The 12,412-nt window shown below is 72.6% G+C and carries 10 protein-coding genes; 9 read left to right on the top strand and 1 reads right to left on the bottom strand.

The genetic code is table 11. The annotated features are described in order from the left end of the window. The first annotated feature begins 59 nt into the window (after positions 1-59). The 7 genes from ACFW5B_RS29315 (at position 60) to ACFW5B_RS29285 (ending at position 8,149) form a co-directional block, all read left to right on the top strand. Positions 60-857: an acetoacetate decarboxylase family protein gene (locus tag ACFW5B_RS29315; RefSeq protein WP_386445979.1), complete on the top strand. Its 798-nt coding sequence runs from the start codon at positions 60-62 to the stop codon at positions 855-857. A gap of 82 nt (positions 858-939) precedes the next feature. Then, positions 940-1,833 (top strand): SDR family NAD(P)-dependent oxidoreductase, encoded by an 894-nt coding sequence (locus ACFW5B_RS29310; RefSeq protein ID WP_386445976.1) that lies wholly within the window; start codon positions 940-942, stop codon positions 1,831-1,833. A gap of 11 nt (positions 1,834-1,844) precedes the next feature. After that, a complete protein-coding gene (locus ACFW5B_RS29305; RefSeq protein ID WP_386445973.1) occupies positions 1,845-3,167 on the top strand; it encodes an amidohydrolase family protein in 1,323 nt (440 codons plus the stop codon). After that, positions 3,167-4,396, top strand: coding sequence for an amidohydrolase family protein (locus ACFW5B_RS29300; RefSeq protein WP_386445971.1), 1,230 nt, complete (start codon positions 3,167-3,169; stop codon positions 4,394-4,396). The genes ACFW5B_RS29305 and ACFW5B_RS29300 overlap by 1 nt, the downstream gene beginning before the upstream one ends. 306 nt (positions 4,397-4,702) lie before the next feature. Further along, positions 4,703-5,614, top strand: coding sequence for a sterol desaturase family protein (locus tag ACFW5B_RS29295; RefSeq protein ID WP_386445969.1), 912 nt, complete (start codon positions 4,703-4,705; stop codon positions 5,612-5,614). Then, a complete protein-coding gene (locus tag ACFW5B_RS29290) occupies positions 5,611-6,318 on the top strand; it encodes a lysoplasmalogenase (RefSeq protein WP_386445967.1) in 708 nt (235 codons plus the stop codon). The genes ACFW5B_RS29295 and ACFW5B_RS29290 overlap by 4 nt, the downstream gene beginning before the upstream one ends. Before the next feature lie 103 nt (positions 6,319-6,421). Then, positions 6,422-8,149 (top strand): TIGR03086 family metal-binding protein, encoded by a 1,728-nt coding sequence (locus tag ACFW5B_RS29285; protein ID WP_386445965.1) that lies wholly within the window; start codon positions 6,422-6,424, stop codon positions 8,147-8,149. A gap of 135 nt (positions 8,150-8,284) precedes the next feature. Here the strand turns inward: ACFW5B_RS29285 and ACFW5B_RS29280 are convergent, their stop codons facing one another. Beyond that, positions 8,285-9,799 carry a S8 family serine peptidase gene (locus ACFW5B_RS29280; protein ID WP_386445962.1) on the bottom strand — a complete coding sequence of 505 codons (1,515 nt, stop codon included), beginning with the start codon at positions 9,797-9,799 and terminating at the stop codon, positions 8,285-8,287. A 573-nt stretch (positions 9,800-10,372) separates the two neighbouring features. Here ACFW5B_RS29280 and ACFW5B_RS29275 point away from each other — a divergent pair. Then, complete coding sequence (locus ACFW5B_RS29275; protein ID WP_386445959.1) at positions 10,373-10,717, top strand: DUF485 domain-containing protein; 345 nt, start codon at positions 10,373-10,375, stop codon at positions 10,715-10,717. Further along, positions 10,714-12,351 (top strand): cation acetate symporter, encoded by a 1,638-nt coding sequence (locus ACFW5B_RS29270; RefSeq protein WP_386445956.1) that lies wholly within the window; start codon positions 10,714-10,716, stop codon positions 12,349-12,351. The genes ACFW5B_RS29275 and ACFW5B_RS29270 overlap by 4 nt, the downstream gene beginning before the upstream one ends. The last annotated feature ends 61 nt before the right edge of the window (positions 12,352-12,412 follow it).

Here is a 12,412-nt window from a genome sequence, read left to right as displayed (position 1 = left end):
AGTGTTACAGACGCCTCGCACGACCCCCGCAAGTCACCGACGACAAAGGGTGGTACGCCATGGCCCGCATACGCTACGGAGCGCGCACCGCGGCGGAGATCACCGCGGCCCGCACCGCGAGTTCCCGGCTCCCCGAGATCTGGTCCACCGGTGTGACCGCCGTGTGGGAGACCGACCCGGACGCGGTCGCGGCCGTGCTGCCGCCGCCCCTCGAACCCACCGGCCGCCCGCTGGTCCGGGTGAGCATCAGCACGGTCAAGCTGCCCGGCTACCCCCTGGGCGCCGGTTCGGTGGCCGTCGCGGCCGCACACCGCGGCGTCGAGGGCTGGTATCCGCTCGTCATGCCGATGACCCATGAGCGGGCCCTGACCGGCGGCCGGGAGGTCTTCGGCGAACCCAAGAAGCTCGGCGAGGTCACCGTCGAGCGCGACGGTCCGGTCGTACGCGCCGCGCTCGCCCGGCACGGCATCGCCTTCGTCGAGGTACGCGGCGCGGTGAGCGGACCGCTGCCGCTCCCCGAGCCGGCCCGGAAGACCGACTTCTACTTCAAGTTCCTGCCCGCGGTGGACGGTTCGGGGTTCGACCTCGACCCGGTGCTGGTGCACTGCCTGCGCCACGAGAAGGTCCGCGCGCTGGAGCGGATCACCGGCGATGTCGTCCTCCGCGAGTCGATGTACGACCCGGTCGCCGACCTCCCCGTGCGCGCCCTCGTCGACCTGACCCTCGGCGAGAAGACCAGCGACCAGCAGGGCCAGGTCGTCGAGCGGGTCGGTGCGGAGTCCCTGCTGCCGTACATCCACCAGCGCTACGACGATCCGCAGCAGCTCCTGGACGGGCCGCCCGAGGGGAGCGCCTGATGCCGTGTCCCCCCGTAGGGCAACTCCGGGAACACCGGCCGGAGAAACGGCCGGACCGAGCGGCACGGAGGGGTGAGCGGGCATGGAGCTGACAGCGGGACAGGTCGCGGTCGTCACCGGCGCCGCGAGCGGAATCGGCCTGGCCATGGCGCGCCGCTTCGCCGCGGAGGGGCTGCGGGTGGTCCTCGCGGACGTGGAGGAGGAGCCGCTGCGGGCCGCCGCCGGCGAGCTGACCGCGGAGGGCGCCCAGGTGGTGGCGCGCACCGTTGATGTCGGGGTGCGCGCGGAGGTCGCCGCCCTCGCCGACGCCGCGTACGAGTCCTTCGGCGCGGTCCATCTGCTGTGCAACAACGCGGGGGTGGGCTCCGGCGCCGAGGGGCGGATGTGGGAGCACGAGCCCAACGACTGGGCCTGGGCGTTCGCGGTGAACGTCTGGGGCGTCTTCCACGGCATCCAGTGCTTTCTGCCCCGGATGCTGGCGGCCGGCGAACCCGGCCACGTCGTCAACACCTCCTCGACGGACGGCGGCGTCGCGCCGCTGCCCACCGCGTCCGTCTACGCCGTCACCAAGGCGGCCGTGGTGACCATGACCGAGTCGCTGCACGCCCACCTCACGGCCGAAGGCGCCCCCATCGGTGCCTCGGTGCTCTTCCCCGGCCCGCACATGCTCCGTACCGGCCTGTGGGAGTCGCACCGCAACCGGCCCGCGCGTTACGCCAAGGCCCGGCCGCGCCGGACGCCGTACCGCAGCCTGGCGCAGTGGGAGGCGGCGATGAAGGAGGCCGGGAAGGAGGTCGCCTTCACCCCCGTCGAGGAGGTCGCGGCGCAGGTCGTCGACGGCGTCCGGGCCGGCCGCTTCTGGCTGCTGCCGCCCAGTGCGCACACCGACGCGCAGATCCGGGCGCGCTCGGCCTCGATGCTCGACCGCTCCGCCCCCGCCTACCTGGAGCACTTCATCCTCGACCCGGACGACTGAGGGAGGTCGCCATGACGGACCCACAGCTCCCCACGGACCGGCCGGACACCCGCCCCGGCCCGCACGACCCGTACCTGATCATCTCCTCCGACTGCCACGCCGGGCTCCCCACCGAGGAGTACCGCCCCTACCTGGAGTCCCGCTTCCACCGCGCCTTCGACGCGTTCCTCGGCGAGCGGGACGCCCGCCGGGCGGCGGCCACCCGCCTCGGCATCCGCAACGAGGCCTTCGCCGCCCAGTGGTTCCGCGACCACGAGGAGGGGCTGCGCGGCGGCTGGGACCCGGCGCAGCGCCTGAAGGAACTCGACGGCGACGGGGTGGCGGCGGAGGTCGTCTTCCCGGACGCGGACGCCGTCGACAGCGGCACCGCCGCCCCCTTCGGCGTCGGCCTGGGCCTCTCCGGCGACCAGGACCCCGACCTCGGCATGGCGGGGGCGCAGGCGCACAACCGCTGGCTCGCCGACTTCGTCTCCGCACACCCCGAACGGCACTGTGGTGTGGCCCTGTTACCGGTCACCGCCGAAACGGACCGGGTCGTGGCCGAGATACACCGTGCCAAGGAGTCCGGGCTCGGCGCCCTGATGATCCCGTCCATGTGGGTCGACAAGGAGCCGTACCACGAGCGCCGTTACGACCCGGTGTGGGCGGCGGCCGCCGAGTGCGCGATGCCGGTGCTGACCCACTCCGGGGCCGCACCCCGCCACGAGTACGGCGACCACCTCGGGATCTATGTCTCCGAGGTGACCTGGTGGCCCGCGCGCCCGCTGTGGTTCCTGCTCTGGTCCGGTGTCTTCGAACGCCATCCGGGGCTGCGGTTCGGGATCGCCGAGTCCGGCTGCTGGTGGCTGCCCAATCTCCTGTGGTTCATGGACCGCCTCTATCTGGGCGCGCACGGCGGCAAGAAGCTCTCCCCGTTCGCCGCGCTCACCCGTGCACCGCACGAGTACCTGGACCGGCAGGTCTTCGTCTGCGCCACCAACACCAAACGCCGGGAACTCGCCCAGCGTTACGAGATCGGCGTCGGCAACATCCTCTGGGGCAGCGACTTCCCGCACCCCGAGGGCACCTGGCCCGACACCCGCGGCTGGCTGCGGAAGACCTTCCACGACATCCCGGTCGCCGAGACCCGCCGGATGCTCGGTCTGTCCGCCGCGGAGGCCTTCGGCTTCGACGCCGCGCGGCTGGCCCCGCTGGTCCGCCGTATCGGCCCCACCCCGGCCGAACTCGGCCAGAGCGCCGACCAGTTGGCGGTCGAAGCCTCCTGGGCCCGCTCCCGCGAGGTGGGCCGCCACTGGCTGACCGGCCACGACTTCCCGGTACTGGGGGCGCAGTGATGACCGACGACCGCTACACCGTGATCTCCGCCGACTGCCACGCCGGCGCCGACCTCCTCGACTACCGGCCGTATCTGGAGTCCCGCTACCACGAGGACTTCGACGCCTGGGCGGCGTCCTATGTGAACCCGCACGAGGACCTGCTCGCCGACACCGCCGACCGCAACTGGAACTCCGCCCGTCGGCTGGCCGAACTGGAAGCCGACGGCATCGTCGCCGAGGTCGTCTTCCCGAACACCATCCCGCCGTTCTTCCCGAGCGCCGCCCTCATGGCCCCGGCGCCGAGCCGTACGGAGTCCGAGCAGCGCTGGGCGGGCCTGCGTGCCCACAACCGCTGGCTCGCCGACTTCTGCGCCGAGGCCCCCGGCCGGAGGGCCGGCGTCGCCCAGATCCTGCTGAACGACGTCGACGCGGCCGTACGGGAGGTCCGCCGCACCAAGGAGGCCGGGCTCACCGGCGGCATCATGCTCCCCGGCACCCCGCCCGGCTCCGGCCTCCCCGAGCTGCACTCCGGGGCGTACGACCCGCTGTGGGCGGTCTGTGCGGAACTGGACGTGCCCGTCAACCACCACGGCGGATCGGCCTCCCCGCCACTGGGCGACGAACCCGCCGCCCGCGCCGTCTTCATGGTCGAGACGACCTGGTTCTCCCACCGGGCCCTGTGGCACCTGATCTTCGGCGGCGCCTTCCGCCGCCACCCCGGGCTCCGCCTGGTCCTCACCGAACAGGGCTCCGGCTGGATTCCCGGCGTCCTGGACATGCTGGACTACTACCACGGGCGGATGGCAGCGGCCGCGTCCCGGACCGCCACCGCCGAGGCCAGGTTCGGCGTCGGCCTGGCCGAGTCCATGGGCGACTCCCCGGCCGGCATCTGGCGCGACCACTGCTTCGTGGGCGCCAGCTTCATGCGCCCGCACGAGGTCCCGCTCCGCCACCGGATCGGCCTCGACAAGATCATGTGGGGCAGCGACTACCCGCACGACGAAGGCACCCACCCGCACTCCCGCGAGGCCCTCCGCCTCGCCTACGCCGGCGTCCCGCCCGCCGAGACCGCCGCCATGCTCGGCACCAACGCCGCGCACGTCTACGGCTTCGACCTCGCCCGCCTGGCCCCCGTCGCCGCCCGCGTCGGCCCGAGGATCACCGACCTCGCCCGGCCGCTGGAAACGATCCCCCCGGACGTCACCAGCCCGGCGTTCGCACCGGGCGGGTCGGTGCGGGTGTGGTGAACGGCGGCCCGGACGCACGGGCGCCACGCGGCGCGGGCCCCCTCGGCGACGGCCGCACCGGCCTCGGCCGATGACCGGGGATTTGCCGCCGCCGCAACACCGCCAGGTGCGCGGTCCCGTCACAGCACGCCCGGGACCGCACACCTGGCCCAGCAGCCGCGCCCGCTCCGCCGTCTCCGTCGCCGCGCCGTCCGCACCGACGCTCACCCGGCGGCGGACGCGGCGACCCCGCTGACGGCACGTCTTACATACTTCTCAGTAACAACCCCTAGCGGCACCCCCGTCGGCGCCCTTATGGTGCGGGACATGCCGCACCTGCCCGATGTCGTGTTGTGGTCCGTACCCGCCTTCGTCCTGCTCACTGTCGTGGAGATGGTGAGCTACCGCCTGCATCCCGACGAGGACGCGGAGGGCTACGAGGCGAAGGACGCCGCCACCAGCGTCGGCATGGGGCTGGGCAGCCTCGTGTTCGACGCGCTGTGGAAGATACCCATCGTGGCGATCTACGCCGCGGTCTACGAACTCACCCCGCTGCGGGTGCCCGTGCTGTGGTGGACGCTGCTCCTGATGCTGCTGGCACAGGACTTCTTCTACTACTGGTCGCACCGCGGCCACCACGTCATCCGCATCCTGTGGGCCTGCCACGTGGTGCACCACTCCAGCAAGAAGTTCAACCTCACCACCGCGCTCCGGCAGCCCTGGACGACCTGGACCGTCTGGCCGTTCTACGTCCCGATGGTCGCCCTCGGCGTCCACCCGGCCGCGATCGCCTTCACCTCCGGTGTCAACCTCCTCTACCAGTTCTGGGTGCACACCGAGCGGATCGACAAGCTGCCCCGGCCCGTCGAGTTCGTGCTCAACACCCCGTCCCACCACCGCGTCCACCACGCCTCCCAGGGCGGCTACCTGGACCGCAACTTCGGCGGGATCCTGATCATCTGGGACCGGATGTTCGGCTCGTTCGTCCCGGAGACCGAGCGGCCGGTCTACGGGCTCACCAAGAACATCGAGACCTTCAACCCGGTACGGGTCGCCACCCATGAGTACGTCGCCATCGCGCGGGACATACGGGCCGCGGACAGCTGGCGCGAGCGCGCCGGGCGGGTCTTCCGCGGACCGGGCTGGCAGCCGGCTGAGCGGATCGCCGCGGCGCAGGCCCGGAAGGCGGAACCGGCCGGGGACCGGGCGGGCGCCTCCGTCGAGGAGCCGGCCGCGTGACCGCACGGTGGCCGCGGGCCGTCCCACCGCTGCTGTGGGCGTTCGTCCTGCTGGGTGTCGTGCACCTCGGGGCGCTGCTCGGGGGCGTGCTGCCCGTCGTGCAGGTCACCAAGCCCGTGCTGATGCCGGTGCTGGTCTGCTATGTGCTGGCGCGCGGCGGACCGCCGCTGCTGGCCGGCGCGCTCCTCTTCGGCTGTGGCGGCGACACCTTCCTCCAGATCGGCGGGGACCTCGCCTTCCTGGTGGGCATGGGCTCGTTCGCCGCGGGACACGTCTGCTATCTGCTGCTGTTCGCCCGGCACGGGGCGGCTCCCGCGGCCGGCCGGCGGGGCCGGACCGCAGTGGCCGGTGCCGGGTACGCCGTCCTGCTGACCGGCACGGTGGTGCTGCTGTGGCCGGACCTCCCGGCGGACCTGCGGATTCCGGTCGCCGGCTACAGCCTGCTGCTCACCGGGATGGCGTTCGGCGCGCTCCGGGCGGGCGTGTGGGCCGCGGCGGGCGGGCTGCTGTTCCTGCTCTCCGACACCTTGATCGCGAGCGGTATCGCGCACTGGCCGCAGCTCCCGGCCCCGCAGTTCTGGATCATGCTCACCTATGTCGCGGCCCAGTGGGCGCTGGCCGACGGGGTGCTGCGGTCCGCCGCCGCGGCTCCACGGCCCACGCCGGCGCGGAACCGGGAACTCCGGGCGGCGGGCGCCCCGTGAAGGCACGTAGGGCGTAGGCCCGGCCCCGCGGACGGCGTGCCCGTCGGCCGCCGGACCGACCGCGGCTTGAGTCTCCCTCCGGGGGAGACCCGAGAGTGAGGGCATGAACGAGGACGGCACAGGCCTGCTCACCATCGGCGAACTGGCACGGCTGACCGGTGTCACGGTCAAGACCCTGCGCAGTTGGTCGGACCAGGACCTGCTGCCGCCCGCCGCCCGCACCCCCGCGGGCTACCGGCTCTACGGCCCGGACGCCCCGGCCCGCCTGGAGATCGTGCGCAGCCTGCGCGAACTGGGCGTCGGCCTGGCGGACATCCGGTCCGTGCTGCACCGCGAGCTCCCCCATGGTCCGAACGGCATGGGGGGACCCCCATCGCTCGCCGAGACGGCGGCGCAGTGGGCGGACGCGCTGGACGCGCAGATCCGCACCCTGCGGCTGCAGTCCGCCGTGCTGCGTTCGGTGGCCGCGCGGGGCAGCGCAGCAGAGGAGCTGCCGCACATGACCGCACTGGCCCGGCTGTCGGCCCGGGAGCGCCGCCGGATCATCACGGACTTCGTCGAGGACGCCCTCGACGGGGTGGACGCCCCCGCCTACCGCAGCGGTCTGCTGGCCGCCACCCCCGACCTCCCCGACGACCCCACCCCCGAGCAGATCGGCGCCTGGATCGAACTGGCCGCCCTGGTCCGCGAGCCGGAACCACGGGCGGCGCTGCGCCGGTTGGCCGAGTACAGCGCGCGTACGGCACCGGGGGTGGCGGCGCCGGCCGCCCTCGGGGAGCCGCCCGGTAACGCGGCGGCGGACGGTACGAGCGGGCCGCCCGCGAACGGGGCTCCGGACGCCACGAGCGGGCCGCCCGCCCCTGAGCGCACACCCGCCACCGGCACCCCCGGCCCGGCCGCTCAGCAGCAAGACGCCGTGCGGGTCGCGGAGTTGATGCGGGTACGCGGTGAAGCGGCCGTCGCGGCCGGGATCGCCCCGGACTCCCCGGCCGCCGAGCCCGTCATCGCCGAACTGGTCGCCGCCTGGCTTCCCACCCAGACCGGCACCGCCGACCCGCCCGCCGAGGACGGCCCGGCGGCCCGCGCCCGGCTGCGGGAGCAGCTGGAGGCCGCCGCCGAGCCGGCGGTCGAGCGCTACTGGCAGCTGCTGTGCACGGTCACCGGCCGCCCCGCGCCGCCCCGCTGGGGCACCGCGGGCACCTGGACGACGGCCGCGCTGCGTGCTCACCCCCGGCCGTACGCGCTGGACCGCTCCGCGTTCGACGGCACCGACCCGGACCGGGTGCTGCGCGCCTACGAGGCGGTGACCCGGGACGTCGCCGCCCTGGTCGCCGCCGTACGGCCCGAGGATCTCGCGCTGCCGACCCCGTGCGCGGGGTGGACCGTACGGGAGCTGCTCGACCACATGGTGTGGGAGAACCTGATGGCCGCCTCCATCGCCGAGGACGCACCGCGCGGCGACCACACCGCCGACCACCTCGGCGACGACCACGCCGCCGCCTTCGCGGACTCGGTACGCGCCGCCCGCGCCGCCTTCACCGGCACCGGGATGCTGCATCGCACCTACGGGCCGTACGAGGCGCCCGGCGCGATGATCGTCCAGCAGGTCGTGGTCGAACTCCTCGCCCATGGCTGGGACTTGGCGCGGGCGACCGGTGCCCCCACCGCGCTGGCCCCGGAGGCCGCCGAGGAGACCCTGGCCGCGGCGCACCGGATCTACGACGCCGCACCGCGCACCGAGGGCAGCTCGTTCGCCCCGGAACGCCCCGCCCCGCCCGGCGCGAGCGCCACGGACCGGCTGGCCGCCTTCCTCGGCCGCGACCCGGCCTGACGGGCGACGGCTCCGGCCTGACGGCCCACGAGCCTGGTCTGACCGGCCCACCGGGGGCCCGCCCCCGGACGACACGAAGGAGGGCCGGGTGCCGCTCACCCGGCCCTCCTCCCACCTGCCGTCACCGGCGGGGAGTTACTTCTTCACCGCATCCAGCGCATCGACGATGCCGTAGCCGAAGTGGCTGTTGACATGCTTGGTGCCGGTGCAGGTGGTGTCACCCGTGGGGCAGCCGGGGTTGTCCGCCTGCTCCTTCAGGAGCCACTGGAGCTCCTGCGGGCTCGCCTTCGGGTGGGCGCTCTTGAGCAGCGCCGCGACACCCGCGACATGCGGGCTCGCCATGGACGTGCCGGCCAGGTAGGCCCAGTCGCCGCCCGGCATGGTGGAGAGGATGTTGCCGTGCTTGGCGGGCAGCTCGGGCACCTGCTTCGAGTCACCGCCCGGCGCGGCCACATCGATCTGGTTGAGGCCGTAGTTCGAGTAGTACGACTTGAGCTTCTGCACGCCGGTCGCCGCGACCGTCACCGTGCCCGGGAGCTGCGTGGGCACGTCCCAGCAGGTCTTCGGGGTGACGGTGCGCTCGACGGGCGTGGTGTCGTTCGGGCTGGAGCTGTCGGTGAGCTTGGCGGCCCCCAGGTCCATGTTGGAGTTGCCCGCCGCCGCGACATTGATCACGCCCTTGCGCTGGGCGTAGCCCGCCGCCCGGCCGACCGCGTCGATGATCGCGGCCTGGTCGGCGTCGTCCTTGCAGTTGAACATCCACGGGTCGACGTAATAGCTGTTGTTGGTGACCTCGACACCGTGGTCGGCAGCGAAGACGAAGGCGCAGACGACGCTCTCCGCGTAGAAGAGGCTCGTCTCCGGCTCGCTGACCTTGAGAGCGGAGATCTTCACGCCCGGGGCGATCCCGGCCACGCCGACGCCGTTGCGGGCCGCGGCGATCGTGCCCGCGACATGCGTGCCGTGGTAGTCCTCGTCCGGGTTCCAGGGGCGCCAGGAGCCCTTGGACGTATCGGGCACGCCGCCCACGCAGTTGGCGGACTGCTTCGCGGAGAAGTTGGGCTTCAGATCGGGGTGGGTGTCGTCCACGCCGGTGTCGATGACGGCGACGGTGACGTTCTTGCTGCCCGGGTTCACCTTCGCGGCCTTGTCGGCCTTGATGGCGGGCAGATCCCACTGCAACGGCTCCAGCGGCTCCTCGCCGTTCGCCTTCGCCGCCCGGCCGGCCGCCTTGAGCTGGGACTTCGGCAGATCGACCTTCTGCGGCTTACCGATGTCCGTGGTGCCCTGCGCCTTGAGCGGCGCGGTACGGGTCGCGCCCGCCGACTGCACACCCGGCACCGTCCGCATGGTGGCGGCGAACTGCGGGTCGGCAGAGTGGACGACGATCACACCTATCTGCTCATGGGCGGTGACCACCTTCCCGCCGGCGTGGGCTATCGCCTTCTGGACCTTGCCGACGGTGGCGTGGCCGGGCGTGGTGTTCACGACGTACGAGAGCAGCGGGCCGTCGGCCGAGGCCGCCGCGGCCGGGGCGGAGTCCTGGGGCGCGGCGGTGGCCGCGTTCGGCAGGAATCCGAGCGACGCCGTCAGAGCCAGTCCGAGCGGTACGGCCAGCGCCCGCACGCGTCTGGATCGGGGATGTGCCATGGATAAGACTCCACATCATCCGTGAGACCGCCCGGGCACGGATTGCGCACGGGCGGATGCAGTGAGACGTGAAGTTATCGGCGATCACTCGCGGACAGCAATGGAAAGTGGAAAAAAGCGGGGCGAAAACCTGTCAGCGGGCCGGAATTGACAGTGCGTCAGCCGTGACGCCGGAGGGTGGTGATGCTCAGCGGGGGCAGTGCGACCCGTGGGCCGTACCAGCGGCGGGCGGCCGTGGCGGTCCCCGGCCGGGGCTCGGACGGGGGGACGGCGAGCGGCGCCGGCAGCCGGATGCTGCCGTACGGGCGCCGACGGGGACCGGGTGGCTGCGGGGCCTGCTGGGGCGGCGGATTCACACCGGGCACAACGAAGCGCCCCGCGCGCGGTGGCGGCCGGTGCGGGCATTCCCCCGGTTTCTTCTGGGATTCAACCAACACCCCCCTGTCGGATCGTGAGCCACACCTCTACGATGCGTGATCCAGATCACTCGTCTGTGCCTTACGGCCGGTCCGGCCCGCCCGCGCGGCCCCCGACCGGTCCCCGGTAATCCGCCCCTTCGTGTCAGGAGAGCCCGTGAGTGCCGCACCGACCCTCGACCCGGGGACGCATGAGCCGCCCGACTACCGCCAGGTGCAGTCGAGCCCGGAATTCGATGAACTCCGCCGCGCACACCGCTCGTTCGCCTTCCCGCTGACCGTCGCCTTCGTCCTCTGGTACCTCGGCTACGTGCTGCTGTCGAGCTACGCCGGCGGCTTCATGGCCATCAAGGTCGCCGGCCACCTCAATGTCGCCTTCGTGCTCGGCATCGCCCAGTTCGCGACGACCTTCCTCATCGCCTGGTGGTACTCCCGGCACGCCGCCGCCAGGCTCGACCCGAAGGCCGAGGCCATCAAGTCCCGCCTGGAGGGCGACGCATGAACCTCACTCAGCAGCCGCTCGTGCAGCAGCTCGCGGCCGGCGGGGCGGGCGAGCACCGGACCCTGATCATCACCCTCTTCGCCGCCTTCGTCGCCGTCACCCTCGGCCTCACGGTCTGGGCCGGCCGGCAGACCAAGGGCGCGGAGGACTTCTACGCCGGCGGCCGGCAATTCAGCGGATTCCAGAACGGGCTCGCCATCTCCGGCGACTACATGTCCGCCGCGTCCTTCCTGGGCATCGCCGGCGCCATCGCCCTCTTCGGCTACGACGGCTTCCTGTACTCCATCGGCTTCCTGGTCGCCTGGCTCGTCGCGCTGCTGCTGGTCGCCGAACCGCTGCGCAACTCCGGCCGGTTCACCATGGGCGACGTCCTTGCCTACCGGATGCGCCAGCGCCCGGTCCGTACGGCCGCCGGGACCTCCACCATCGTCGTCTCGATCTTCTACCTGCTCGCCCAGATGGCCGGTGCGGGCGCCCTGGTCACCCTGCTCCTGGGCATCACCAGCGAGGCGGGCAAGATCCTGGTCGTCGTCCTCGTCGGCATCGTGATGATCCTCTACGTCACCATCGGCGGCATGAAGGGCACCACCTGGGTCCAGATGGTCAAGGCGGTGCTGCTGATCGCCGGCACCCTGCTGATCACCTTCCTGGTGGCGCTGAAGTTCCACTTCAACCTCTCGACGCTGCTCGGCGCCGCCGCCGAGAACAGCGGCAAGGGCGCCGCCTTCCTGGAGCCGGGCCTCAAATACGGCGCCACCGCCACCTCGAAGATCGACTTCATCTCGCTGGGCCTCGCCCTCGTCCTGGGCACCGCGGGCCTGCCGCACATCCTCATCCGCTTCTACACGGTCCCCACCGCCAAGGCCGCCCGGAAGTCCGTGAACTGGGCGATCGGCATCATCGGCGTCTTCTACCTGATGACCATCGCGCTGGGCTTCGGCGCCGCGGCCCTTCTGAAGCCGGAGACGATCACCGCCTCCAACAAGGCGGGCAACACCGCGGCACCCCTCCTCGCCGAGGCGATCGGCGGCGGTGCCGGCTCCACCGGCGGCGCCATCCTGCTCGCCGTGATCTCCGCCGTCGCCTTCGCCACCATCCTCGCGGTGGTCGCCGGCCTCACCCTCGCCTCGTCCTCGTCCTTCGCCCACGACCTGTACGTCAACGTCCTCCGCAAGGGCGAGGCCACCGAGAAGGAAGAGGTCGGCGCGGCCCGCTGGGCGACCGTCGGCATCGGCGCGGTCGCGATCGTGCTGGGCGTCTTCGCCCGCGGACTGAACGTCGCCGGTCTGGTGGCGCTCGCCTTCGCGGTCGCCGCCTCCGCCAACCTCCCGACGCTCCTCTACAGCCTCTTCTGGAAGCGCTTCACCACCCGGGGCGCGCTGTGGTCCATCTACGGAGGCCTCGCCTCCTCGGTCTTCCTGGTGCTCTTCTCCCCGGTCGTCTCCGGCAAGGAGACCTCGATGTTCCCCGGCGCGGACTTCGGCTTCTTCCCGCTGGAGAACCCGGGGCTGATCTCCATCCCGCTGGGCTTCCTGCTCGGCTGGCTGGGCTCGCTGCTGTCGAAGGAGGAACCGGACGCCGGGAAGTACGCCGAACTGGAGGTCCGCTCGCTGACCGGGACCGGCGCCCACTGAGGCACTCCGGCTGAGGCGTCCCTCCAGGGCCGGGCGGGGCGGCGTCGTAGATCCCTACGAC

Source organism: Streptomyces sp. NPDC058773, assembly GCF_042746015.1.
In the GTDB taxonomy this organism is placed as follows: domain Bacteria; phylum Actinomycetota; class Actinomycetes; order Streptomycetales; family Streptomycetaceae; genus Streptomyces.
This window is presented reverse-complemented; position numbering and strand designations above follow the sequence as displayed.